Source organism: Micromonospora sp. NPDC051300, assembly GCF_044455315.1.
Taxonomy (GTDB): domain Bacteria; phylum Actinomycetota; class Actinomycetes; order Mycobacteriales; family Micromonosporaceae; genus Micromonospora; species Micromonospora robiginosa.
Genome location: NZ_JBITEP010000001.1, coordinates 1 through 23,194 on the forward strand (window position 1 = coordinate 1; position 23,194 = coordinate 23,194).

Annotated in this window: 20 protein-coding genes, 1 pseudogene and 1 riboswitch; of the genes and pseudogenes, 9 read left to right on the forward strand and 12 right to left on the reverse strand. The window is 74.2% G+C overall.

The annotated features are described in order from the left end of the window. Window positions 1-255: 255 nt before the first annotated feature. The gene (locus tag ACIA5A_RS00005; protein WP_396754845.1) at window positions 256-447 is read right to left on the reverse strand and encodes a hypothetical protein; all 192 of its coding nucleotides are present in this window, start codon (window positions 445-447) and stop codon (window positions 256-258) included. Window positions 448-535: 88 nt separating this feature from the next. Here ACIA5A_RS00005 and ACIA5A_RS00010 point away from each other — a divergent pair, with 88 nt between their 5' ends. Continuing rightward, entirely contained in the window at window positions 536-826 is a 291-nt protein-coding gene (locus ACIA5A_RS00010) for a hypothetical protein (RefSeq protein ID WP_396754846.1), read from the forward strand. A gap of 14 nt (window positions 827-840) precedes the next feature. Here ACIA5A_RS00010 and ACIA5A_RS00015 read toward each other — a convergent pair whose 3' ends face one another. Genes ACIA5A_RS00015 through ACIA5A_RS00050 form a run of 8 tightly spaced genes read right to left on the reverse strand, consistent with a single transcriptional unit; the run spans window position 841 to window position 9,587 of the window. Next, window positions 841-3,072: an AAA family ATPase gene (locus tag ACIA5A_RS00015; RefSeq protein WP_396754848.1), complete on the reverse strand. Its 2,232-nt coding sequence runs from the start codon at window positions 3,070-3,072 to the stop codon at window positions 841-843. Between the two features lie 38 nt (window positions 3,073-3,110). After that, on the reverse strand, window positions 3,111-3,629 hold the full coding sequence (locus tag ACIA5A_RS00020) for a hypothetical protein (RefSeq protein WP_396754850.1): 519 nt from the start codon (window positions 3,627-3,629) through the stop codon (window positions 3,111-3,113). A gap of 44 nt (window positions 3,630-3,673) precedes the next feature. After that, window positions 3,674-4,435: an ATP/GTP-binding protein gene (locus tag ACIA5A_RS00025; protein WP_181570624.1), complete on the reverse strand. Its 762-nt coding sequence runs from the start codon at window positions 4,433-4,435 to the stop codon at window positions 3,674-3,676. After that, window positions 4,413-4,862, reverse strand: a complete 450-nt coding sequence (locus ACIA5A_RS00030) for a DUF742 domain-containing protein (RefSeq protein ID WP_396754852.1) — start codon at window positions 4,860-4,862, stop codon at window positions 4,413-4,415. Before ACIA5A_RS00030 ends, ACIA5A_RS00025 begins: the two co-directional genes overlap by 23 nt. Next, on the reverse strand, window positions 4,859-5,323 hold the full coding sequence (locus ACIA5A_RS00035) for a roadblock/LC7 domain-containing protein (protein ID WP_396754854.1): 465 nt from the start codon (window positions 5,321-5,323) through the stop codon (window positions 4,859-4,861). The genes ACIA5A_RS00030 and ACIA5A_RS00035 overlap by 4 nt, the downstream gene beginning before the upstream one ends. Further along, on the reverse strand, window positions 5,320-5,688 hold the full coding sequence (locus ACIA5A_RS00040) for a hypothetical protein (protein WP_396754856.1): 369 nt from the start codon (window positions 5,686-5,688) through the stop codon (window positions 5,320-5,322). The genes ACIA5A_RS00035 and ACIA5A_RS00040 overlap by 4 nt, the downstream gene beginning before the upstream one ends. 4 nt (window positions 5,689-5,692) lie before the next feature. Continuing rightward, window positions 5,693-8,461: a nitrate- and nitrite sensing domain-containing protein gene (locus ACIA5A_RS00045; RefSeq protein WP_396754858.1), complete on the reverse strand. Its 2,769-nt coding sequence runs from the start codon at window positions 8,459-8,461 to the stop codon at window positions 5,693-5,695. Further along, entirely contained in the window at window positions 8,448-9,587 is a 1,140-nt protein-coding gene (locus tag ACIA5A_RS00050) for a hypothetical protein (RefSeq protein ID WP_396754860.1), read from the reverse strand. The genes ACIA5A_RS00045 and ACIA5A_RS00050 overlap by 14 nt, the downstream gene beginning before the upstream one ends. Window positions 9,588-9,960: 373 nt before the next feature. Between ACIA5A_RS00050 and ACIA5A_RS00055 the strand changes: the two genes are divergently transcribed. The 3 genes and pseudogenes from ACIA5A_RS00055 to ACIA5A_RS00065 form a co-directional block, all read left to right on the forward strand. Beyond that, window positions 9,961-12,825, forward strand: coding sequence for an alpha/beta fold hydrolase (locus tag ACIA5A_RS00055; protein ID WP_396754862.1), 2,865 nt, complete (start codon window positions 9,961-9,963; stop codon window positions 12,823-12,825). Beyond that, window positions 12,825-13,712, forward strand: a complete 888-nt coding sequence (locus ACIA5A_RS00060; RefSeq protein ID WP_396754864.1) for an ABC transporter permease — start codon at window positions 12,825-12,827, stop codon at window positions 13,710-13,712. Before ACIA5A_RS00055 ends, ACIA5A_RS00060 begins: the two co-directional genes overlap by 1 nt. A gap of 108 nt (window positions 13,713-13,820) precedes the next feature. Then, window positions 13,821-14,102: pseudogene (locus tag ACIA5A_RS00065) on the forward strand (DoxX family protein); the annotation flags it as partial. Between the two features lie 59 nt (window positions 14,103-14,161). Here the strand turns inward: ACIA5A_RS00065 and ACIA5A_RS00070 are convergent. Continuing rightward, window positions 14,162-14,944: a hypothetical protein gene (locus ACIA5A_RS00070; protein WP_396754866.1), complete on the reverse strand. Its 783-nt coding sequence runs from the start codon at window positions 14,942-14,944 to the stop codon at window positions 14,162-14,164. Window positions 14,945-15,213: 269 nt separating this feature from the next. Further along, complete coding sequence (locus ACIA5A_RS00075) at window positions 15,214-15,843, reverse strand: DUF4232 domain-containing protein (RefSeq protein ID WP_396754867.1); 630 nt, start codon at window positions 15,841-15,843, stop codon at window positions 15,214-15,216. Between the two features lie 137 nt (window positions 15,844-15,980). Then, window positions 15,981-16,114, forward strand: a riboswitch (SAM riboswitch). A gap of 12 nt (window positions 16,115-16,126) precedes the next feature. Between ACIA5A_RS00075 and thrC the strand changes: the two genes are divergently transcribed. The 3 genes from thrC (at window position 16,127) to paaN (ending at window position 20,411) form a co-directional block, all read left to right on the forward strand. Beyond that, window positions 16,127-17,416: a threonine synthase gene (gene thrC / locus ACIA5A_RS00080; RefSeq protein WP_396754869.1), complete on the forward strand. Its 1,290-nt coding sequence runs from the start codon at window positions 16,127-16,129 to the stop codon at window positions 17,414-17,416. Between the two features lie 249 nt (window positions 17,417-17,665). Beyond that, window positions 17,666-18,685 carry a GNAT family N-acetyltransferase gene (locus tag ACIA5A_RS00085; protein ID WP_396754871.1) on the forward strand — a complete coding sequence of 340 codons (1,020 nt, stop codon included), beginning with the start codon at window positions 17,666-17,668 and terminating at the stop codon, window positions 18,683-18,685. Between the two features lie 52 nt (window positions 18,686-18,737). Then, window positions 18,738-20,411, forward strand: a complete 1,674-nt coding sequence (gene paaN, locus ACIA5A_RS00090) for a phenylacetic acid degradation protein PaaN (RefSeq protein WP_396754873.1) — start codon at window positions 18,738-18,740, stop codon at window positions 20,409-20,411. A 60-nt stretch (window positions 20,412-20,471) separates the two neighbouring features. Here the strand turns inward: paaN and ACIA5A_RS00095 are convergent, their stop codons facing one another. Then, window positions 20,472-20,987, reverse strand: a complete 516-nt coding sequence (locus tag ACIA5A_RS00095) for a GNAT family N-acetyltransferase (protein ID WP_396754875.1) — start codon at window positions 20,985-20,987, stop codon at window positions 20,472-20,474. Between the two features lie 224 nt (window positions 20,988-21,211). Between ACIA5A_RS00095 and ACIA5A_RS00100 the strand changes: the two genes are divergently transcribed. Beyond that, on the forward strand, window positions 21,212-21,415 hold the full coding sequence (locus ACIA5A_RS00100; RefSeq protein ID WP_039909088.1) for a cold-shock protein: 204 nt from the start codon (window positions 21,212-21,214) through the stop codon (window positions 21,413-21,415). A gap of 109 nt (window positions 21,416-21,524) precedes the next feature. Beyond that, window positions 21,525-22,940, forward strand: coding sequence for a hypothetical protein (locus ACIA5A_RS00105; protein ID WP_396754876.1), 1,416 nt, complete (start codon window positions 21,525-21,527; stop codon window positions 22,938-22,940). Window positions 22,941-23,194: the final 254 nt, after the last annotated feature.

Below are 23,194 nucleotides of genomic sequence, written 5' to 3' on the forward strand. Positions count from 1 at the left end.
TCCGATGCCTCAAACGCTACGTCGCCCGCGAGCTCTACCAGATCATCACCTCAAACGATCTTAAACTCGCCGCTTGACATCCATAGGAGCATCCCACGCCGACCGCGCCGAGGCGGCGTCGATCATGAAGTTGGCGGCCGGATCGGAGATCCACATCGCCGCCAACTTCATGATCGACCTGGTTTCCCGTGGGGGAGATCTTGGTATGGGAGAGCCCTCCTGGGGGCCGTTTCGTACCAAGATCTCGAACTGCGGTCAGTCGGTCGACAGGTCGGGGCGGTGCTCCTTGACCCACTTCTCGACGTCTGTCTTCCGCCAGATCTGGCCCATCTTGAGCACCTGGTACGGGGCCGGAAAGTCGCGTCGGGAGGCCACCACCGACGCGCGGGCGCGCGAGACGCCGCCGAGCATGTCTCGGATCTCGGCGATACCCACGAACTCGACCACGTCTTGACGGTAGGTATCACCGATTGTCTGACGACCGATAACACCGATCGGGGTTGACGATCGATAACAACGTCAGCACTATCGGGGGATGACCGTTCAGCGTGCTTTCTCCGTACCCGATCCCGGCCGGCGGGCAGTGCGGCCGCATGTGCCGATGCGGCCGCTCTGGCTCTGCCGGGTGTGCGCGGCGCCCTGGCCGTGCTCGCCGGCCCGCCTGTTGCTGCTGATGGACTACCGGCGTGACCGCGTCGCGCTGTCGATCCACCTGGCCGGCTGCCTCTTCGACGCCACTGCCGACCTGCTGAAACTCAATCCGGACGGAGTGCCGAGCCCGAAGGACCTCTTCGACCGCTTCCTCGGGTGGGCCGCCCGCGCGTGATCAAGGAGCCGGATTCAGCGCCCGCGGTCGGCGTAGGACTCGAGGCGGGCCAGTTGGGTCGGGTCCAGGGAGGGGCGGACCCGGGTGCGGGCCGACTCGACGTGAGCGGCGGTGACCGTCGCGGCGGCCAGTGACTCGCGCATCGCGGCCAGGGCCGCCTCCCGGACCAGCGCCGTGCAGTCGGCGGCGGAGAAACCCGCCAGCTCGGCGCCGAGCGCGTCGAGGTCGACGTCCGGCGCGAGCGGAACGTGCCGGGCCGCGGCGCGGAGGATCTCCGTACGGGCCGGCCCGTCCGGCGGCGGCACGTAGACCGGGCGCTCCAACCGGCCGGGGCGCAGCAGCGCCGGGTCGACCAGTTCCGGCCGGTTCGTCGCGCCGACCACCACCACGTTGCGCAGCGCCTCCACCCCGTCCAGTTCGGTGAGCAGCGCGGCGACCACCCGGTCGGTGGTGCCCCCGTCGGTGGCCTGGCCGCGTACCGGCGCCAGCGCGTCCACCTCGTCCAGGAAGACGAGCGTGGGCGCCGCCTCACGGGCCCGGCGGAACAGCTCCCGGACCGCGCGTTCGCTCTCACCCACCCACTTGGAGAGCAGCTCGGCGCCCTTCACCGACAGCACGTTCGCCCGGCCCGAGCCGGCCAGCGCGGTGACCAGATAGGTCTTGCCGCAGCCGGGCGGCCCGTAGAGCAGCACGCCGCGCGGCGGCGTCACGCCCAGCCGGGCGAACGTGTCCGGATAGGTCAGCGGCCACAGCACCGACTCGGTGAGCGTCTGCTTCACCTCGTGCAGGCCGCCGACGTCGTCGAGCGTCACCGAGGCCAGCTCCAACGTGGAGGCCGCCATCGTGGTCGCCCGCACCACCTCCAGCGCGGCCGTGAAGTCGGCCATCGCGACGGTCGGGGTCTCCGCCGTCTTCTGCCGCAGCGCCGCCCGCACCCCGGCCTCCCGCACCAGCGCGGCCAGGTCCGCGGCGACGAAACCGGGGGTACGCGCCGCCACCTCGTCCAGCCGCACGTCACCGGCGAGCGGCACCTGCCGGGTGAGCACGGTCAACTGCTCCCGGCGCAGCGCCGGGTCGGGCAGCGGCACGGTGATCCGCAGCGCCAGCAGGTCCGGGCCGCGGAACGCCGGGTCCACCGCCTCCGGTCGCCCGGTGGTGCAGACCACCGCCACCCCGGCGCGGAGCAGCTCGTCGATCGTCTGCCGGAACACGGTGGCCAGCGGGCCCGGCTCGTCGGCCGGGGCGAGCGCCTCCACGTCGGTGACCAGCAGCACGGCGGGGCCGCCGGCGCGTACCGCCGAGGCGGCCTCGCGTAGCCGCCGGGCCGCCGCGTCGTCGGCCAGCGCGGCCAGCTCCGGCGCCCAGAGCGGGCGGACCGGCGCGCCCACCCGGGCGGCGACCGCGCGCACCAGCGACGACTTGCCCGAGCCGGCGGGACCCTCGACCAGCACGCCGAGCGAGACCGTGGTGCCCAGCCGGCCCAGCACCTCCCGGTGGTGGAAGCCCAGATCCAGCAGCTCGGTCAGCTCCTCGGCCTGGGTGCGCAACCCGGGCAGCTCGTCCACGTCGGGCGCGTCCTCCGGAGCCCCGGCCCGGGACTCTCCGTCGGCCGGGGGAGTCGTGCCGGTCAGCCGGGCGTCGGCCGCGCCCGTCGGGCCGGAGCCGTGGGTCGCGGGGCCGTGCTCCCAGCCCACCACCGTGTCCATGGTGACAAGCGCGCCGGTCGCCGGCTCGGCCGTCACCACGGTGAGCAGGGTGCTCGTCCAGGCGTACCCGACGGAACTGGCGAGACTGCGCCGCGCGGCCTCGACCAGGCCGCGCACGGCGGCGTCCGGGAGCACGTCCTGCGGCAGCAACGAGACGTCGTCGCCGGCGGTGACCACCTTGCCGAGCAGCGCCAGCCGCAGCATCTCCGGGGGAACCGCGGCGGTCACCGCCACCGGCCCGCTCAGCGTGACCCTGGTCGCCGCGACGCACGGCAGCGGGCTCACCGTGACCTGACCGCCGGCGCGCAGGCCGAGGTTGCCGAGCAACAGGTCGTCGGCGTGCAGCAGGAGGCTGCTCGTGCCCGGGTCGGCGGCCGCCGCGATCCCGGCGGTGACCCGCCGGCCGCTCAGCCGCACCGGGTCGCCGGGGCGCAGCCCCAACGCGGTGAGCACCTCGGGGTGCAGGCGTACGACGCCGCGGCGGGCGTCAAGCGCGGCCGGCCGCAGGTGCGCGGTCAGGGTCAGGTCGGGTGCGGCCACCCGCCGACAGTAGCCGCCGGGTCCACGCCTCGCCCGCGTCAGCGCGGGCCCAGGTCCTCCAGGAGCGACGGGTCGCTCCGGATCATCTCGGCGAGCCGGGCCGCCGGATCGTCCTCCACCGGGTCGACGCCGGGCGCGACCACCGTCTTCACCGACATCGGCCAGGCCGGCGGCGGCGTCGGCGCGGGCACCGGCCCCACCGTCACCGCCGGACCCGCCCAGGCGACCCGCAGCGGGTACCCCTGGTCGCCCCGCTCCACGCGCAGCGTCACGGCGAGCCCGGGGTGCTCGGCGACCACCCGCCGCACCGCCTCGGCGACCTCCTCGACCGGGTCCCGGCGCGGCGGCGCCCCACCACCGGACAGCGGCACGCCGCCCCGCAGCCGGTACGCGCCGTGCCCGGCCCGCCGCTCCGCCGGCTCGACCCGGTCCGGGCCGTCGACAGGCGCCTCCCGGCCGACCTCCCCGGCCGGTTCGCCGGGCAGCGGCACCCGGCGGCGCTGCGCCTCCTCGCGCCGCGCCAGCCGGGCCAGTGTCTCGTCCAGATCACCTCGCATCGCGTCCACCCCTTCGCAGATCACGGACCGAACCGACGGGCGGTTCAGCGTTCCCGGGCCCGGGTCGCCCGGTCCAGCGCCCGATCGAGGACGACCAGCAGGGCGTCCCGTACGGAGAGCCGGTCCCGGGCGTCGAACTGCACCAGCGGCACGTGCTCGGCGATCGCCAGCGCCCACCGGATCGACGGCAGGTCCAGGGCCAGCCGCCCGTCGAAGGCGTTGACGCCCACGGCGAACGGCAGCCCGGCCCGCTCGAAGAAGTCGATCGCCGGATAGCAGTCGTCGAGCCGGGCGCTGTCCACCACCACCAGCGCGCCGAGCGCGCCCCGGGCCAGGTCGTCCCACATGAAGCCGAAGCGGGCCTGGCCGGGCGTGCCGAAGAGGTAGAGCTTCAGGCTGCGGTCGATGGTGACGCAGCCGAAATCCATCGCCACCGTGGTGGTGGTCTTCCCGGCCACCCCGCCGGGGTCGTCGACGCCGATCCCGGCGGTGGTCATCTCCGCCTCGGTGGTCAGCGGCGCGATCTCGGAGATCGCGCCGACCGTGGTGGTCTTGCCGACGCCGAAGCCGCCGGCGATCAGGATCTTCACCGGGATCGGCGGGCGGGGCGCGGGCACCCGGCTGACGATCGGGGCGGGTTCCCCCGGCCCGCTCGGCGGCCGGTACGGCAGCGGTGGCCCGGCCGGCGGGGGCGGCGTGGCCCGGCCGATCAGCGGGGCCGGGTTGCCGTAGCGGGCGGGGGCGCTGTTGGCGGCCGGACCGGCCTGGCCGGCCGCCCGCCATTCAGGAGATCGCACGAAGTCCATCAATCACTCGCAGGATGAGGTCGGGATCGAGGGCGTCGTCGACGTCCGCGACGTGCACGTCGAGGTGGCCCGCGGCGCGCAGGTCGCCGACCAGCACCCGGGTCACCCCGAACTGCATCCGGGTCCGGGCGGAGATCTCGGCGACCGACACCGGCTCGGCGCAGATCGCGACGATCGTGGCCAGTTCCGGAGCCAGCCGCGCGGTCACCGCCCACGAGCCGCTGCCGGGACGGGCGGTCACCTGGGTCTCCAGGCCGATCGACGGGTCGCCCTCCACCCGTCCGGCGGTGAGCACGAACGGGCGTGGACCGGACGGCTCCCCGTCACCGTCGTCCGTCGCCGGGGCCGGGGCGGACGCGCGCAGGAAGGGGCGGATCCGGACGCCGGGTTCCGGCTCCGGGTCCCCACCGGCGGCCCCCGGGATCATTGCTGGACGGCGTTCTTCAGCTCGGCGATCAGGCGGGGGCTCAGCGCGCCGCCGGCGCGGCCGGCGAAGAGCGTCATCTCGTACGCCACGGTGCCCAGGTTGGCCGAGCGGTCGGCGACCACGCCGAGGACCGAGCCGCTGCTGATCGCGCTGATCAGCAGGTAGCCCTCGGCCATGTCGACGATCACCCGGTTGAGCCCGCCCAGCGCGTACCAGCTCGCCGCGCCACCGGCGAGGCTGGTCATGCCGGAGACCACGGCGGCGAGCCGTTCCGCGTTGGACCGGTCCTTGATCGCGGACATGGCCATCAGCAGCCCGTCGGAGGAGACCGCGATGGCCTCCATCACCCCGGCGGTGCTCGAGGTGAACGAGTCGAGCAGCCAGTTGAAGGTGCGCGCCTCGGGGCTGAGGTCGCCGGTGGGGCTCTGTTCGACGTTGTCGTGCAGGAACGGGCTGGTCACCGTGATGGATCCTCTTCGTAGCGGCGGTCGGGACTGACTTCGCGCAGCGCACGGGCGACGCCCGCCTCGAACTCGGTGATGAGGTTGCGAACCTCGACGGGGTCACCGGGGTCGGAGCTGGTGGGAGGCGCGGGCGGCACCGGGGAGACGGACAGGTTCGCGCCGGGCACCCGCCGGCTGAGCCGGGGCCGCTCCGGCGTCGGTTCGGCCGGGGTGGCGTCGTCCTCGGCCCGGCGTACCCCGTCCTGGAACGCCTCCACCAGCGCGCGGACCGTTGCCGGGTCGTCGGGGACGCCGATCAGCGGCCCGATCACCGGTCCGGCCGGCGCGGACGGGGGGCCGGCCGGCAGGTTCGCGCCGGGCACCCGCTTACGGATTGGCCGGGTCCCGGCCGGTCCGGGGGGTGCGCCGACCGGGCCGGGGGAGGCCGGCCGGGCGGCCGGCGGAAAGCCGGCGGGCGGCGTCGGCCGCGGCGGACCGGCCGGTGACGTCGGGCCGGTGGGTGTCGGGCGGGCCGGCGCGGCGGGCGTTGACGGGTGGGCCGGGCCGACGGGTGACACGGCCCGGCCCGGGCCGCCGGGTGGCGACGTGCGGCCCGGGGCGGCGGGCGGCGCCGGGTGGGCCGGGCCGGCGGGCGGCGCCGAGTGGGCGGGCGCCGAGTGGGCGGGCGTCGGGCGGGTGGGCGTCGGCCGGGTGGGCAGCGGGGCGACGGCGGGGCCGGGCGAGGGGGGGGCCCCCGGGGCGGGCGGCGGGGCGGGGGGGGCCGGGCGGGGGGGGGGGGGGGGGGGGGGGGGGGGGGGGGGGGGGGGGGGGGGGGGGGGGGGGGGGGGGGGGGGGGGCCGGGGGGGGGCGGGGGGGCCGGGCGGCGGGCCCGGCGGCCGGGGGAGCGGCCGGTGCCGGGCCGACGACCGGTGTCGGCGGGGTGGTGCCCGAGGGGCGTGCCGACGGGCCGGCGGGCGGCGTGGTGGACGAGCCGGCCGCGGGCGGCCAGGCGGGCGGCGGGCCGCCGGTCGGGAAGCGGAACTCCTCGGCCGGGGGCGCGTCGGCGACCGCCGCCGCGGCGGCCGGGACGTCCCCGGTGTCACCCGGGTCCGCCTCGTCGGCCTGGTTGCCGAAGGCGTTCCACGAGTCACCGCTGGAGATGCTGCGGGTGGCCCGGCTCAGCAACTCGGCGTCGAAGCCGGTGGGTTCGGCGGAGACCGGCGGAGCGGCCGGCGCGTGCTCCGTCGGCTCCGGTCGCCGCTCGACCGCCGGCACGGCGGCCCGCGCCAGGGGCGGCCCCACCGGTTCCGGCCGCCGGATCACCAGCGAGCCGGTCGGGATCTCCACGGCGGCGGTGACGCCGCCGCCGAGCGTCGCCGACAGCCGGACGTTCCAGCCGTGCCGGCGGGCCAGCCGGCCCACCACGAACAGGCCCAGCACCTCGGTCGGGGCGAGGTCGAGCCGCTCCCGCCGGGTCAGTCGGGAGTTCTCCTCGGCGAGCCGTTCCGCGGTCAGGCCGATGCCGTGGTCCACCACGCTCAGCCGGGCGCCGCCGTCGACCAGCTCGCCGGTCACCACCACCCGGGTGTGCGGCGGCGAGAACGAGGTGGCGTTCTCCATCAGCTCGGCCAACGCCAGCACCAGGTCGCCGGCGATCGCCGGCGCGGCCGAGACCCCGGGCGGGACCTGCACGTCGACCCGGGTGTAGTCCTCGATCTCGCCGAGCGCGAGCCGGACCACGTCGGCCAGCGGGACCGGTGCCACGTGCCCGTCCGAGCCGGTGGCGCCGGAGAGCACCACCAGGCTGCCGGCGTTGCGGCGCAGCCGGCTGGAGATGTGGTCCAGCCGGTAGAGGTGCTCCAGCCGGCCCGGGTCGGCCTCCTGCCGCTCCAGCCGGTCGATGAGCGCGATCTGGCGGCCGACCAGGTTCTGCGTACGCCGGCCGACGTGACCGAACATCTGCGCCACGTTGCGCCGGCCGGCCACCTGCCGTTCGACCAGCCGCCCGGCGGTGTGCTGCACCCGGTCGAAGGCGCGGGCCAGGTCGCCGATCTCGTCCCGGGCGCCGACGTCCACCGGGTCGAGGCGCACCGGCGGCACCGACTCGGTCTCGTCGTCGGCCACCCGGGTCAGCTCCGCCTCGGTGACCCGGGCGATGCGCTCGGCGGAACGGGTGAGCCGGCTCAGCGGCCGGGACACGGTCCGGGCCACCGTCATGCTGAGCAGCACGACCAGGAACAGGATCACGGCCGCCGAGCCGGCGACCAGCCAGGCCGCGACGAGCGCGCTCCGCTCCTCGGAGCGGGTCTCCTCGATCACGTCCGCGACGACCTTCTTCTCCACGAACTGGCCCAGCGTGATCATCGAGCGGACCGAGGGGAAGAGCGCGTCCAGTGGCATCGAGGCGGTCGCGCCGACCGGGTCCCGGACGCTGTCCTGAAGAAAGGTCGGGCTGGTCCGGGCCGCCACCGCCGCGTCGTCCAGCAGGGCCAGCTTGAGCTGCTCCGGCGTGATCAGCCGGCGGAACCGCCTGTTGTCCACGTTGAGCGCCGAGATGCAGGCGATGTACGAGCCGGCCACCCGCTGGTCGCCGGTCGCCCGGACCAGCACGATCTGGGTGGCGCACGAGCTCAACGCCTCGTCGGTCCGCAGCAGCGCGTCCAGCGCCAGCACCTGCCGACCGGCCGAGGTCTTCGTGTCCACCTGGAACGGCAGCCGCAGCGAGTCGATCAGGGCGGTGTCGACAGTGGCGAACGTGGTGAGGATCTGTTGTGGCGTGGCCTGCCCGGCGAGCGTCGCGGTGCGGACGTCGGCCAGCCGGAGTACCCCGTCGAGGGCCTCGCGCACCGGTGCGGGCAGCGGCTCCGCCCGCAGGTCGGCGATCCGGTCGTCGACGGTGGCGGACTTCTGGATCAGCTCGGTGCGGGTCACCCGACCGAGCAGCAGCCCGACGGAGAGCAGGCGTTCCTGCTGGAGGTCCTGGACCAGGCTGCCGAGCCGGCTGGCGACGCGGACGGTCTCGGCGGTGTCGGCGGCCCGCTGCGCGGCGGCCACCCGGTCGATGACCACCGGCACGGCCAAGCCGACCATGCTGAGCAGCGGAATGATGACCAGCAGGGCGAGTTTGCCCCGGATGCGCAGCCTAGCGAGCAGCATCGAACGGCCTCCACCGCTCGGCCTCGGCGCCCGCACCGACTCCGACGGGTTGACGGTCGGCGACGCGGGCGGTGGCCGGCGGGTCCGGGGGCAGCGCGGAGTCAGCGGTCGCCGGGTGAGTCCGGGCGGCCTGGCGCCGGAACAGCGTCACGGCCAACCCGACGAGCAGCGCGACCGCCACCCCGGCCGCGACCCGGGCCAGCAGCCGGTCCCGGTCGAACGAGTCCAGTCGGTCCTTCAGCAGCGTGTCGAGCTGGTCGAGGATGACGGTGCGGAGCTGCTTGGCGGCGGCCTGGGCGGCGAGCCCGGCGGGGGCGAGCTGGTTGGGGTTCGGCGCGGCCTGGCCGCCACCGGCGGCGGTGAACGCTTCGAGGGAGCGCTGGTAGGCGTCCAGCGGGGTGAGCACGTTTGCGCCCAGGTCGGTGCTCTCCGAGCTGTCCACCGCGGCGCGCAGGTCGGCGACCAGGTCGTTGGCCGGCCCGAACGCGGCGGCCCGCAGCTCGGCCAGTTCGAGGCCGGTCTTCGCGCGCTGCGCGGCGGGCCGGTTGGGGGCGAGCCGGACCAGGTCGGCGAGGCGGGCGGCCAGCACCGTGGCGGTGGGCAGGTCCCCGCCGATGCCGTCCTGAAGGAAGAACGAGTCGGGCTTCGGGTCGCGGATCAGGCCGGAACTCTCCCGTACCTTCCGGTAGAGCGCGAGCAGCAGGTCGTTGGCCTCGCCGTACGCCACGTAGGCGGCCTCCGGGTCGGCGAGCCCCCGGTCCGGCAGTCCTTCCAGCTTCGCCCGCAGCCCGGCCCAGCGGTCGTGGCTGCGCAGCTCGTCGCCGACCGCGTCGTCCACCTGTGCCACCTGTTCGATGGCGGCGTCGAGCGCGGTGCGGGAGACCGGCGCCCCGGCCACGGCGGTGGACTGGGCCATCACCAGCGCGTCGGTGACCGGCCCGAGGGCACGCAGGTAGCGGACACCGAGTCGTTCCCGGGTGGCCAGGTCGTGGTCGTCCGAGGTGTTCCCCTCGGCCAGCGCGAAGAGCAGGCCGAGCGGGGCGACCAGCGCCAGCGCCAGCAGCAGGGGCAGGACGCGGCCCGGTACGGAGGGCCGCCGACGGACCCGCGGCGCGGGAACGGTCATGGTCTGTCTCCTCCGGCGACGGCGGGGCGGTCGGTGCGCGGGGGGTCGCCGTCCGCAGTCCCGTGCACCGGACCGGAAAATTAGTCGAACGGGGCGCGGGTGGAGCCGTGGTCGTGGAGTCGGCTTCACGTCAGTTCGTCCGGGGTCACCGATAGTCGAGAAAGCGGACACTCAGCGTCCGATTGCACCGTCGAGACGCGGCATCGACGGTAATTTGCGGCTGTAGATGTGAATTCACGTGATCCGAATACATGTCGCTGGGATGCTCTGGACCTTCTGCGGACGACGGGCGGCGCACACCGAACGGCGCAACCGGACGGACGTACGGCGGATCTCAGGGAACGCTCAGCCGCCGCGCCGTACCGTGTGCCGCATGAGATCACCCGTCGCGCGGGTCCGGCGCGCCCTCGCCGGCCGCCCGCGCCGGATCGTCGCCGCCGCGGTGGTGGTCGTCCTGGTCGCCGCCGCGCTGCTCTGGGCGGTCCGACCGCAGGCCCCGGACTTCCGGACCGAGTCGGCGCTGGTGAGCGTCCGCTCCGGGCCGGGCGGCGACGAGCCGGTCGACCTGGACACCACGCTCTACCTGCCGGCCGGCGCGTCCGAGACGGACCGGGTGCCGGCGGTCCTGCTGGCACACGGCTTCGGCGGCACCAAGGAGTCGGTACGCGCCGACGCGGAGGACCTGGTCGCCCGCGGCTACGCGGTGCTCACCTGGACCGCGCGCGGCTTCGGCCGCAGCGGCGGCCAGATCCACCTGGACAGCCCCGACTACGAGGTGCGGGACGCGCAGCGCCTGCTGGACCGGCTCGCCGCCCGCCCGGACATCCGCCTCGACTCGGCCGGCGACCCGCGCGTCGGTGTGGTCGGCGGCTCGTACGGCGGCGGCCTGGCCCTGCTGCTGGCCGCGCAGGACCCCCGGGTCGACGCGATCGTCCCGATGATCACCTGGAACGACCTGTCCCGCGCGTTCCTGCCGGAGAGCACCGGCAAGCCGCCAACCGAGGGCGTGTTCAAGAAGGGATGGGCCGGGATCTTCTTCGGCGGCGGCGGCAACGCCGGCTCCGGCCCGGCCGGCCTGTCCGGCGCCACCGCCGCCGCGCCCGAGGGCGCACCCGCCTCGGCCGGCCCGGCCAGCCCGCAGCCGGGCGCCGGCCCGGGCAGCGGCTCCGGCCGGGCGCCCGGTGGCGCCGCCGACCCGTCCTGCGGCCGGTTCGCCGCCGACGTCTGTGCCGCGTACCTGCGCATCGCCACCACCGGTCGGGCCGCCGCCGCCGCTGTCGAGCTGCTCCGCCGCTCGTCACCGGCCGGCGTGCTCGACCGGATCAAGGCGCCCACCCTGCTGGTGCAGGGCGAGGCGGACACGCTCTTCCCGCTCACCGAGGCGGACGCCAACGCGCGCGGCATCGCCGCCGCCGGCACCCCCGTGCGGGTCGCCTGGTTCACCGGCGGCCACGACGGCGGGGCCGGGCCGACGTCCGACTCCGACCGGGTGAAGTTCCTGACCGCGCAGTGGCTCGACCACTACGTCAAGGGCGAGGGGGCGGCGCCGGGCGACACCTTCACGTTCTCCCGGATCGCCGGGTTCGACGCGCTCGACCGCGGCCTGGTGGCCACCGGCTACCGCACCGACGACTACCCGGGCGTGACCGGACAGCAGCGCCGCGACGTGGCGCTGACCGGCCCGGCCCAGCCGGTCGCGGTGCCACCGAACGGCAACCCGGCGGCGATCTCGGCGATCCCGTTCGCCGGCGCGCTCGGTTCGCTGCTGGACGGCGTGGCCGGTGACATCCCCGGCCAGCACGCCCGCTTCGAGTCGGCGCCGCTGGACGACCCGGTCGACGTGGTGGGGGCGCCGACCGTGCGGATCCGGGCCGCCTCGGCGACCGGCGAGGCGGTGCTCTTCGTCAAGCTCTACGACGTCGATCCGCAGGGCGCGGCCACGCTGCCCGACGGCCTGGTCGCGCCGGTGCGACTGACCGGCCTGCCGGCCAGCCTCGACGCCGCGGCACCGGTGACCGTCACGCTGCCGGCGATCGTCCGGCGGGTGGAGGCCGGGCACCGGTTGCGGCTCGTGGTGGCGACCTCGGACCAGGCGTACGCCACGCCCGCCGAGCCGGCGGTGCACACCGTGGCGCTCGGCGACGGGCCGCTGGTGCTGCCCACCGTGGACGCCGCGCCGATCCCCACCTCGGCCGCGATCTGGCGCTGGGTCCTGGCCGGCCTGCTGGCCGCGATCGTGGTCGGGCTCGTCGTGGTGGTGCTGCTCACCCGCCGCCGGCACCGCCGCCAGGACCGCTCCGTGCACCCGGAGTACGCGGGCGTCCCGCTCGCCGTGCGCAACCTGCGCAAGGAGTACGCGGACGGCTTCGTCGCCGTCTCCGACGTCGACTTCGAGGTGCACCCCGGGCAGGTGGTGGGCCTGCTCGGGCCGAACGGCGCCGGCAAGACCACCACGCTGCGGGTGCTGATGGGGTTGACCCAGCCCACCGCCGGGGAGATCTACGTGTTCGGTCACCGGCTGGTGCCCGGCTCGCCGGTGCTCTCCCGGATCGGCGCGCTTGTCGAGGGGCCCGGTTTCCTGCCGCACCTCTCCGGGCTGGACAACCTGAAGGCGTACTGGCGGGCCACCGGCCGGCCGTGGGAGGACGCCCACTTCGACGAGGCGCTGGAGATCGCCGGCCTGGGCGACTCGGTGCACCGGCGGACCAAGAAGTACAGCCACGGCATGCGGCAGCGGCTGGCCATCGCCCAGGCCATGCTCGGCCTGCCCCAACTGCTGGTGCTCGACGAGCCGACGGACGGGCTCGACCCGCCGCAGATCGCCGAGATGCGCCGGGTGCTCCAGCGCTACGCCACCGACGGCCGGGCGGTGCTGGTCTCCAGCCACCTGCTTGCCGAGGTGGAGCAGACCTGCACCCACGCGGTGGTGGTGAACAAGGGGCGGATCGTGGCGTCCGGCCCGGTCGAGGAGATCGTCGGCGAGTCGCCGAGCGTGCTGTTCGAGGTGAGCGACCCGGACGCGGCGCGGTCGGTGCTGGACCGGCTCGACGGCGTGCGGGTGCTGCCCGCCGAGGACGGGGCGCTGGTGGTCGACACCAACGGCACCGCCCGCAGCGAGGTGGTGGCCGAACTGGTCCGGGCCGGCATCGGAGTGGACCGGGTGGTGCCCCGGCGCCGCCTGGAGGACGCGTTCCTCGCCCTGGTCGGCGAGAACTCTCGGGGAAGCGGTGACCGGTGATGGCGGACTCTTCGGTGGCGTCGTCGAGCGCGTCGGGAGGGGCGGCGGCCGGCTACCGGCCGTCGGCCACCCTGCCGTTCGGCGCGGAGTTCCGGCGGCAGGCGTCGCGCCGGCGTACCCAGTTGGCGCTGGGGTTCATGGTGCTGCTGCCGTTGATCATCCTGGTGGCGTTCCAGTTCGACTCGAGGGACGACGACGGCGGCGGGCGGGGCGAGTTCGCCAGCCTGGCCGACCTGGCCACCTCGGGCGGCCTCAACTTCACCCTGTTCTCGATCCTGGTGTCGGCGTCGTTCCTGCTGGTCGTGGTGGTGGCGCTGTTCTGCGGTGACACGGTGGCGAGCGAGGCGAGCTGGGGGAGCCTGCGCTACCTGCTGGCCGTGCCGGCGCCCCGGGCCCGGCTGCTGGCGGTGAAGCTGGTGGTCGCGCTCGCGTACTCCGGTCTGGCGTTGCTGCTGCTGGCCGGCACCGCGCTGGTCGCCGGCACGCTGCGCTACGGCTGGAAGCCGCTGAGCAGCCAGGTCTCCGCCGAGCTGGCCCCGGTCGACGGGCTGCTCCGGCTGCTCGGGGTGCTGGGCTATCTGGCGGTGGTGCTGCTGGTGGTGGCCGGGTTGGCGTTCCTGCTGTCGGTGACCACTGACGCCGCGCTCGGCGCGGTCGGCGGTGCGGTGCTGCTCTGGATCCTGTCCAGCATCCTCGACCAGATCACCGCGCTGGGCGGGCTGCGCAACCTGCTGCCGACGCACTACAGCAGCGCCTGGCTGGGCCTGCTGTCGTCGCCGATACAGACCGACGACGTGGTCAAGGGCGCGATCTCGGCGGTCGTCTACGCCACGCTGTTCTGGTCGCTCGCCTTCTGGCGCTTCACGCGCAAGGACATCACCAGCTGAGCGTGAAAGGCGGGGCCCCCGCTCACGCCTCGCGCCCATATCATGGGAGCGTTCCCACGCAGTTGTCCCGCCAGCAAGGAATTGATTAAATTCAATCTCTTTGGCGGCCAGCTCGTCTGCGGCGCTCTGGTGCTCGTCGGCCTGTTCACCCGGCCGGCCGCGCTGCTCGCCTCCGGCTCGATGGCGTACGCGTACTTCGTGGTGCACCAGCCGCACGGCCTGCTGCCGATCGGCAACGGCGGTGAGCTGGCCGCCATCTTCTGCTGGTCGTTCCTGCTGGTCGCGGTGCTCGGGCCCGGCCCCTGGGCGCTCGACGCCCTGCTGGCCCGCCGCCGCCCCGCCGCCCCCGCCGGGGCCCCGTCGGCTCCCCGCGCGTCCGTCCCTGCCTGAGCCCGAGATCCCGGTACGGGACCGCCCTCCGAGGGCGGTCCCGGGGCCGGGATCTTCGGCTAATCCCCGGGCCTGGGCCCGTCACCGAACACCCACCTCTGCCGCGGGGACCAGAATCCCCAGTCACCTGGATCGGTTCCCGTGCCCTTCAGGTCGACGTGAGAGGACTCCTCCACCGCGTACATCAGCGCTTCCGCCGTGCCGCTCCCATGGATAAGATTGATGATCCGACAGAGTTCGTACGCGGCGAACGCCCATACCACCGTCTCCACCGGCGACACCTCGATCGGGATCTGCAGCCGGTGTCCGATGGCAGTCCCGTTCTGGGCGGCCCAGATGCTGCCCGCGACGACGGGCAAGCAGTCCAGGGGGAAATCCTGGATGTCCGGGTTGCCGTAGAGCCTCCTCACCAGAATGTTCGCGACGAGCTTGGTCTCGACCACTTCTCCGTTGTCATCCGTCACGCGCAACCTGCCTCCGTCAAGGATGGCGTGGGGCAACATGATGTCGACAAGCGTGATGAACGCTCCGGTCAGCTCGTGCCGCTCCGCGCGCAGTGAGCTGACGTCGGGCCGGCGTTGCTCGTCCTCCTCCAGAAGCATCTCGATCAGCGTGATGGCCCCGGCCAGGTCGCCGGGGATGGCCGGCCCGCCCTCGCCGACGACCATGAGGAGCTTCTGCGCGACATCGGGACTGACGATGGCCGCCACGCGTTCTCCGCGTCTGGTCACGTGGATCATTCGGTTTCCCGACGCGACGGAGCTCAGCAACTCGGGCAACATCTCCCGTGCTTGACGAACACCTGTGGTGCTCTCCGACACGGGCCTCAGGAAGCGGATCATCGCGCGAAGCTAGCACGATGATTCGTGGCCTTCACCATCCCATGTGTACACCTCGTTGCTTTTCCGTTCCGCACCATGCCGGCACCATCACGCAGCATCGTCGGAAAGGATTGTGATGTCGAAAGCAAAACGGTCGTCGGCTGACCGAACGCGAAAGTTTCGCAGTGGACCGGGCGTGCGGCTGGATCGATTGTCCGTCTGGATCGGAATGGTGGGACTGATCGTCGCCATATTGGCCTGGCTCTTTCCCGTCGCGTAGCCCGAACTGCCTACAGCGGGTTGTCCGGCGGCACGGCTGAGGACGGCGGGGCTTCCGGCGCGGTCGGTGCCGTGGTGGGGTCGGGGTCGCGGCGCTTCCAGGCGCTCACCCCGAGCCGGCCGGTGTTGCCGAGGTCGATCGGCCCGTCCAGCGTGACCGGCTGCGACGAGCGGCCGGTCACCGGTGCCACGTCGAGCTGCCGGCCCTCGGTCGCCACCACTGTCGGGTCGGTGACCGTGTTGCGCCAGAGCAGCGCCGCACCGGCCCGTTCGCCGGGGCGCAGCACCATCCGGGTGGGCGGGGCGTCGAAGCCGGAGGTGATCCCGGTGGCGCCCGGGACGGTGCGGACCGCGATCGGGTCCCCGTCGGCGTCCCGCAGACGCACCGCCGGGTAGCCGCGCAGCTCGTACGGCTGGTTGCCGCAGTTGACCAGGTCCAGGCCCATGGCCCGCAACCCCATCGCGGCGCTCACCCCGGTCTCGGTGATCCGGACGCCGTCCGGGGGGCAGGTCGCCGGGCTGGTCGGCGTCGCGTCGTGCCGGCTCGGCTGCGGATTGGGGTCCGGGGCCGGCGCCCGGGTGCACGCCGCCAGCAGCGTCAGTGCCGCGAGGAGGCCGGTCCCGGCTGCCGCGTTGCGCATCCGGTGATCATGCCACCGTCCCGGGGGCGGCGAGGTCCGCGCCGACCGCCGTGATCGGCCGTTGCGCCGGCCCACTGCGTGGGATCCCGGGGTGGCGACGACGTGGGCGGCGCATAGACTCGGCGGCACAACTGCATACCTCATCCAGAGGGGCTGAGGGATACGGCCCGACGACGCCCCGGCAACCACCCGCACGCTCGACGCCGAGCGCCCTGCGGGCAGGTGCCAATTCCGTCCCCGCCGCACCCGGCGATGCGGGGAAAGATGAGAGGAACTTCTCGACATGACGTCGACGCTTCCCGCCGTCTCCGGCATCGACACCACCCGCAGCCCGGCCCGCGCCCTGGTCTGTCGCGCCTGTTCGGCGCGCTATCCGCTGGCCGCCCAGCACGCCTGCTACGAGTGTTTCGGCCCGCTGGAGGTTGACTACGACACCGCCGCGCTGGCCACCGTCACCCGGGAGCAGATCGAGGCCGGCCCGAACAGCATCTGGCGTTACGCCGCCCTGCTCCCGGCCGGTCAGGACCCGGCCACCCGGGTCACCCTCAACCCGGGGCTGACTCCGCTTGTCACCGCCGGCAATCTCGCCGCCGAGCTGGGCCTCACCGGCCCGCTCTGGGTCAAGGACGACAGCGCCAACCCCACCCACTCGTTCAAGGACCGGGTGGTGTCGGTGGCGCTGACCGCCGCCCGGGCGCTCGGGTTCACCCGCTACGCCTGCGCCTCCACCGGCAACCTGGCCAACTCGGTCGCCGCGCACGCCGCGCGCGCCGGCGTGCCGTCGGTGGTCTTCATCCCGAGCGACCTGGAGCAGGGCAAGGTCGTCACCACCGCGGTCTACGGCGGCGACCTGGTCGCCATCGACGGCTCGTACGACGACGTGAACCGGCTCTGCGGCGAGCTGGTGGAGACCGACGAGTTCGAGGACACCGCGTTCGTCAACGTCAACGTCCGGCCCTTCTACGCCGAGGGCTCCAAGACGCTCGGCTACGAGGTGGCCGAGCAGTTGGGCTGGCGGATCCCGGCCCAGGTGGTCATCCCGATGGCCAGCGGCGAACTGCTCACCAAGATCGACAAGGCGTTCACCGAGCTGGTCGAGATCGGGCTGGTGGAGGCGCCGGCCGACGGCTGGAAGGTGTTCGGCGCCCAGTCCGCCGGGTGCAACCCGATCGCCACCGCGCTGCACGACGAGCGCGACACCATCGTCCCGGTCAAGCCGACCGGCATCGCCAAGTCGCTGAACATCGGCGACCCGGCCGCCGGCGTCTACGCGCTGGAGGCGGTCCGCCGCACCGGCGGCTGGATGGAGTACGCCGACGACGACGAGATCCGCGCCGGCATCCGGCTGCTGGCGCGTACCACGGGCGTGTTCGCCGAGACGGCGGGCGGCGTGACGGTGGCCGTGCTGCGCAAGTTGGTGGAGTCGGGCCGCCTGGACCCGGCGGCGGAGACGGTGGTCTTCAACACCGGCGAGGGCCTGAAGACGCTCGACGCGGTGGCTGCTGCCGCCGGCCCCACCCATCGCATCAAGCCCAACCTCCGCGCCGCCCGCGACGCCGGCCTCCTCTCCTGACCGGGGGTCGGGGTGACCAACGGGTGAGCGAGGGACTGCGGTGAGTGGCAGAAAAGCGCCGCCAAGGACTTGACGGCAGGAACCGGACGGCGCAAGATGCTCGGTGCGGGAGGGCATCCGCCGGAGACTTTTCTAAGTTTTGCGACCCAACGCCGGAGGCGTTGTGCGGACGTCCCTCCCGACCAACCTCGCGCAGGGCCAGCGGAAATCCGCTGGCCCTGTCGCCGTTCCCGGCCCAGGATCACCGTCATGGGCCTGACCGTCGCGCCGCTCGATCCCGCCGACCTGCCGACGCTCGACGCGGCGTACCGGATCGACTGCGCGGCCCGCGCCGTCGACGAACCGGACCTGCCCCCGACCTGCCGGCGGCGGTTCGAGGCGCTGCTGCGGCACCCGATGCCCGGCGTCGAGGGGCGGTGGGTCGTCGCCCGCCTCGACGGGGAGCCGGTCGGTTGGCTCCGGCTGCACCTGCACACGCTGGAGAATACTGAGAACGCGAGCGTCGAGCTGGTGGTGGACCCGGTCCACCGGCGGCGCGGGATCGGGCGGGCGCTGCACGAGCACGGCCTGCGGCTGCTCCGGGACCACGGCGGCAAGCGGCTTGTCGGTTCCACCGTCGCCGCGCTGCCCGGCGAGGAGGACCGGGAGTTCCCGGGCGCCGCGTTCGCCGCCGCGATGGGCGCGACGGCGGCCAACGCCGACGTGCGCCGCCGGCTCGACGTGGCCGCGCTGGACCGGACCCGGCTGGCCGCGCTGCACGCCGACGCCCGCGCGGCGGCCACCGGCTACCGGATCGTGCGCTGGCGCGACCGGGTGCCCGACGAGCACCTCGCGGACGTCGCCCACCTGGAGGGCCGGCTGCTGCTCGACGCGCCCATGGGGGAGCTGGCGTGGGAGCAGCAGAAGATGGACGCGCGGCGGAAGCGGAGCGTGGAACGGGCGCTCGACGCCCGGGGCGTGCGCCGCTACAACACCGGCGCGATGCACGAGGCGTCCGGCCGGCTGGTCGGCTGGAGCCAGCTCAGCCTTGCCGCGAGCAGCACCGACCACGCCTGGCAGCAGATCACCATCGTCGACCCGGGCCACCGTGGCCACCGGCTCGGCCTGCTCTGCAAGGCCGCCAACCTGGGGTACGCGCTGGCGCACGAACCGGCGCTGCGAACCGTCGACACCTGGAACGCCGCCGCCAACGCCCCGATGATCGCGATCAACGAACAGCTCGGCTTCCGCCCGACCGCCGGCTCGGTCGACTGGCAGTTGACGATCTGAGTTGTGACACGCCCCTACTGATCTGGTGCCTTCCTGTTGCATGATGGCGGGCATGACGGAGACCCCGCACCCCCTGTACGACAGGCACGCCGAGACCCTCGACCGGGCGCTGACCGCGATCACGGAGCGCGGGTACTGGTCGGCCTATCCCGAGTCGCCCAGCCCCCGGGTGTACGGCGAGACCGCCGCCGCCGACGGCAGGGCCGCCTTCGAGGCGTACCTGGGCGGCGACTTCCCGCTCGACCAGGCCGGTGACGGCACCACCGTCGCCACCGAGGCCAGCCCGTTCGGCGTGGCGCTCGACGTGCGCTACCCGCACGCCGGCGCCGACCAGCTCGTGGACGCCGCCACCGCCGCGCTGCCGGCCTGGCGTGACGCCGGCCCGAAGGCCCGCGCCGGGGTGTGCCTGGAGATCCTCGACCGCCTCCACCGGAACATCTTCGAGCTGGCCAACGCGGTGCAGTTCACCAGCGGCCAGGCGTTCGTGATGGCGTTCCAGGCCGGTGGCGCGCACGCGCTGGACCGGGCGCTGGAGGCGGTCGCCTACGCGTACGCCGAGATGAGCCGCCACCCGGGGACGGCCGGCTGGGAGAAGGCCGCCGGCAAGGGTGACCCGCTGCGGATGACCAAGACGTTCCACGTGGTGCCGCGCGGGGTGGCGCTGGTCATCGGCTGCAACACGTTCCCGACCTGGAACTCGTACCCCGGGTTGTTCGCCTCGCTCGTCACCGGAAACCCGGTGGTGGTGAAGCCGCACCCGCGCGCGGTGCTGCCGCTGGCGATCACCGTGAAGTACGCCCGCCAGGTGCTCGCCGAGGCCGGCTTCGACCCGAACCTGGTGCAGCTCGCCCCGGAGGCGGCCGGCGAGAAGCTCGCCTCGACGCTGGCCCTGCACCCGGCCGTGAAGATCGTCGACTTCACCGGCTCCACCGAGTACGGCGACTGGCTGGAGTCCAACGCCCGGCAGGCCGCCGTCTACACCGAGAAGGCCGGCCTGAACACGGTGGTGATCGACTCCACCGACGACTTCGCCGGGCTCTGCCGCAACCTGGGCTTCACGCTGACGCTCTACAGCGGCCAGATGTGCACCACCTCGCAGAACCTGCTGATCCCGCGCGACGGCATCGAGACCGACCAGGGGCACAAGAGTTTCGACGAGGTGGCCGCCGGGATCGCCGGCGCGGTCGCCAAGCTGACCGCCGACCCGGCCCGGGGCGTGGAGCTGACCGGCGCGATCGTCAACGACGGCGTGCTGGAGCGCCTCGACGAGGTGACCAAGGTCGGCGAGCCGGTGCTGGAGTCCCGCACCGTCGAGCACCCGTCCTTCCCGGGCGCCGTGGTGCGGACCCCGACACTCGTCAAGCTGGACGCCGGTGACACCGCGACCTACGCGCGGGAGTGGTTCGGGCCGATCTCGTTCGCCATCGCCACCGACTCGACCGAGCACAGCCTGCGGGTGCTGCGCGAGACGGTGGGGGAGAAGGGCGCGCTGACCGCCGCCGTCTACTCCACCGACGAGGCGGTGCTGGACGCCGCCGAGGCGGCGGCGGTCGACGCCGGGGTGCACCTGTCGTGCAACCTGACCGGTGGCGTGTTCGTCAACCAGTCGGCGGCGTTCTCCGACTTCCACGGCTCGGGCGCGAACGCGGCGGCGAACTCCGCGCTTACCGACGGCGCGTACGTCGCGAACCGCTTCCGCATCGTCCAGTCACGCCGCCACGCGTGAAAGGCGGGGCCCCTTCTTAACGCATCCGGTAGAGGAGGGGCCCCCTTTTAACAACCCGGGTCAGGCCGGGCGGCGCATCTGGAGTTCGCGCAGCGCGGGGATCCGCGGGTGCCGCACGCGTACGCCGGTGTCGGTGAAGCCCAGCTTCTGGTAGGCCCGGAAGGCCCGGTCGTTGCCGACCACCACCTCCATCATCAGCTCCGGCCGCCCGGCGGCGCGGGACCAGGCCGCCACCTCGTCCACGAGCGCGGCGAGCAGCCCGCTGCCCCGCCGGTCCGGCGTCACGTAGACCGCGTACACGAGCGTCAGACCCGGCTCGTCCGGCGCGACGGTGCCGCCGGCGTGCCCGACCAGACGGCCGCCCGGGTCGGCGACGAACTGGGCGGTGTGGTCGCCCCGGGAGACGGCCGCCACCCGTGCCGCGAAGTCCGCGTGCGACCGGACGGCGGCCTCCGCGACGGTCTCCAGGAAGGCCAGCGGGGCATCGGCGAGCATCTCCAGCCGGAGCGCCCGCATCCGGGCGGCGTCTTCGGGACGGATCCGGCGGACCGTGGTCGGGGTGGGCGCGCTGGTCATGCCGCATGCATACCGGACCGGTGCGGAACCGCGCCGAAGCGGGGCCGTGGACGGCCGAATTATGCCCGATTTGTGGTCGTGCGCGGTCGTCACGCCTCGTGTAGCGTGCGATTTCGGTCACCGTATTCAACGGCCGTCGCCGATGGCCCGCACCGGTGCGCCGCCGGTGCCGGTCCGCCGGTCCCCGGGTCTTGGAACGCCGCGCAGAGTGAGGGAAGTGCACCGTGGCACAGGGCACCGTGAAGTGGTTCAACGCCGAAAAGGGCTACGGCTTCATCGCCGTCGACGGCGGGCAGGACGTCTTCGTCCACTTCTCCGCGATCGAGATGGACGGCTACAAGGCGCTGGACGACGGCCAGCGGGTCGAGTTCGAGATCGCCCAGGGCCAGAAGGGTCCGCAGGCCGAGCACGTCCGCGTCATCGCCTGATCGCCGGCGGTCGCCGCGCGCGGCCGGACCACCCCGACCGGTGCAGCGCCGCGGCCCCGGACCGTGGAAGATCATGAGCCGTTCCAGCCGTCGTCGCTGAGGAGGGCCCATGTCCGAGCCGCCCCCGTCGGGTTCCACCGAACCGGTGCCCCCGGCCGATCCGAACCGGCCCGCGTCGCCGGCCGCCGGGCCGACGCCGGAGCGGTCGGGCCCGCCCGGGCCGCCGACGTCCGCGGCCGGGCAGCCGGCCGTCGACCCGTGGGCCGCCGCCGGCCCGACCGACTCCGAGCCGGGCATCCCGCCCGAGCCGGGGTACGCGGCTCCGCCCGGCTCCCCGCAGCCCGGCTGGCCCCCACCGCCGGGTGGCCCGGCGCAGCACGGCATGCCGCCCGGCTGGCCGGCGCAGCCGGGTGACACCGACCGACAGGCGTCACCGGGCTGGCCCGCCCCACAGGGCACGCCGCCCGGCTGGCCAGCGCAGCCGGGTGGCCCGGACCAGCCGGCGCAGCACGGCACGCCGCCCGGCTGGCCGGCGCAGCAGGGCATGCCGTCCGGCTGGGCCGCGCCGGACGCCGGCGGGAACTGGGCCGCGGGCGGCCCCGCGTACCCCGGGTATCCGATGCCCGGCGCGACCTATCCCGCGCTGCCGGTGCCCGGCGGTCCGCCCGGCTGGTATCCGGGTCTCGTCCCGAACGATCCGCTCGTCACCCTGCCGCACGAGGGCGTCGGGGGTTGGTTCGCGCGGTGCGTGGGCGCGGTGCGGCGGGGGTGGCGGCAGCTCCTGCCGATCATGCTGCTCACCCAGGCCGTCCCGGCGGCGGTGATCTCGGTCCTCTCGCTCTTCCTCGTCCCCGCCGAGCCGATGGGCACCGGCCCGGACGGCGCGCCGGTGCTGCCGGACGGCTACCTGGAGCAGATGCTCGCGTTCTACGGCGTGGTCCTGCTCGCCGCCCTGGTCTTCAGCCCGCTCCAGGCGCTCGGCTGGGGCGCGGGCACCTGGGTGGTGGCCCGGCAGGCGGCCGGCGAGCCGGCGGGGATCGGTGGCGCGCTCCGGTACGGGCTGCGCCGCGCGCTCGGTCTCTGGGGCTGGACGATCGTCGTCTCGCTGCTGATCACCGTCGGCGCCTGCCTGTGCCTGCTGCCCGGCCTCTACGCGGGGTTCGCGGTCGCGCTGTTCGGGCCGGTGTACCTGTTCGAGCGGCAGGATCCGGTCGGGCGGGCCTGGCGGATGTTCCACAAGCGTTTCGGGACGGTGCTGGGTCGGGTGGCGCTCGTCGTGTGCGCGCTGCTCGCGGCGAGCGTGCTGGACTTCGTGGTGAGCATGGTGAGCGGTGCGGCGTTCGGCACCGATCCGACGGCGGAGCCGGGCACCGCGGCCGGTGCGGTGACGCTGGCGCTGATCGGGGCGGCGGTGGCCGCGCCGGCCTATGTCGCGCAGCTCGTCGGGCTGGTCGTCGCGTACGCCGAGCAGCGGGCCCACGAAGGTCCGGTGAACGCGGCCCGGCTGGCCGCGGAACTCGGCTGAGCGGCGCTGTCGTGCTTGCACTCGGCTAGGGAGAGTGCTAAACAAGTCATTGGCACTCGCGTACGGTGAGTGCCAATGGTCGGGGCGGTAGGGCCACGGCCGCACCGGCGTCGCAAGAGGCGTCGGAGCGGAACGGGGCCGGTCGTCGCGGGCTGTCCGGCCCGACCGAGGAGGACGTCGTCGTCGCCAGGTGACGACGTCCCCAAGGTGCGTACACCAGACGGCCCATCCGGGCATCCCGGGTGGCCCGTGAG

Coding starts and splice junctions, on each gene's coding strand:
- thrC (WP_396754869.1), top strand. CDS start 16,127: ATGACGTCGACGCTTCCCGCCGTCTCCGGCATCGACACCACCCGCAGC.
- ACIA5A_RS00030 (WP_396754852.1), bottom strand. CDS start 4,862: ATGATCCCGGGGGCCGCCGGTGGGGACCCGGAGCCGGAACCCGGCGTC.
- ACIA5A_RS00105 (WP_396754876.1), top strand. CDS start 21,525: ATGTCCGAGCCGCCCCCGTCGGGTTCCACCGAACCGGTGCCCCCGGCC.
- ACIA5A_RS00055 (WP_396754862.1), top strand. CDS start 9,961: ATGAGATCACCCGTCGCGCGGGTCCGGCGCGCCCTCGCCGGCCGCCCG.
- ACIA5A_RS00025 (WP_181570624.1), bottom strand. CDS start 4,435: ATGGACTTCGTGCGATCTCCTGAATGGCGGGCGGCCGGCCAGGCCGGT.
- ACIA5A_RS00070 (WP_396754866.1), bottom strand. CDS start 14,944: ATGATCCGCTTCCTGAGGCCCGTGTCGGAGAGCACCACAGGTGTTCGT.
- ACIA5A_RS00020 (WP_396754850.1), bottom strand. CDS start 3,629: ATGCGAGGTGATCTGGACGAGACACTGGCCCGGCTGGCGCGGCGCGAG.
- ACIA5A_RS00060 (WP_396754864.1), top strand. CDS start 12,825: ATGGCGGACTCTTCGGTGGCGTCGTCGAGCGCGTCGGGAGGGGCGGCG.
- ACIA5A_RS00045 (WP_396754858.1), bottom strand. CDS start 8,461: ATGCTGCTCGCTAGGCTGCGCATCCGGGGCAAACTCGCCCTGCTGGTC.
- paaN (WP_396754873.1), top strand. CDS start 18,738: ATGACGGAGACCCCGCACCCCCTGTACGACAGGCACGCCGAGACCCTC.
- ACIA5A_RS00085 (WP_396754871.1), top strand. CDS start 17,666: ATGGGCCTGACCGTCGCGCCGCTCGATCCCGCCGACCTGCCGACGCTC.
- ACIA5A_RS00075 (WP_396754867.1), bottom strand. CDS start 15,843: ATGCGCAACGCGGCAGCCGGGACCGGCCTCCTCGCGGCACTGACGCTG.
- ACIA5A_RS00095 (WP_396754875.1), bottom strand. CDS start 20,987: ATGACCAGCGCGCCCACCCCGACCACGGTCCGCCGGATCCGTCCCGAA.
- ACIA5A_RS00050 (WP_396754860.1), bottom strand. CDS start 9,587: ATGACCGTTCCCGCGCCGCGGGTCCGTCGGCGGCCCTCCGTACCGGGC.
- ACIA5A_RS00010 (WP_396754846.1), top strand. CDS start 536: ATGACCGTTCAGCGTGCTTTCTCCGTACCCGATCCCGGCCGGCGGGCA.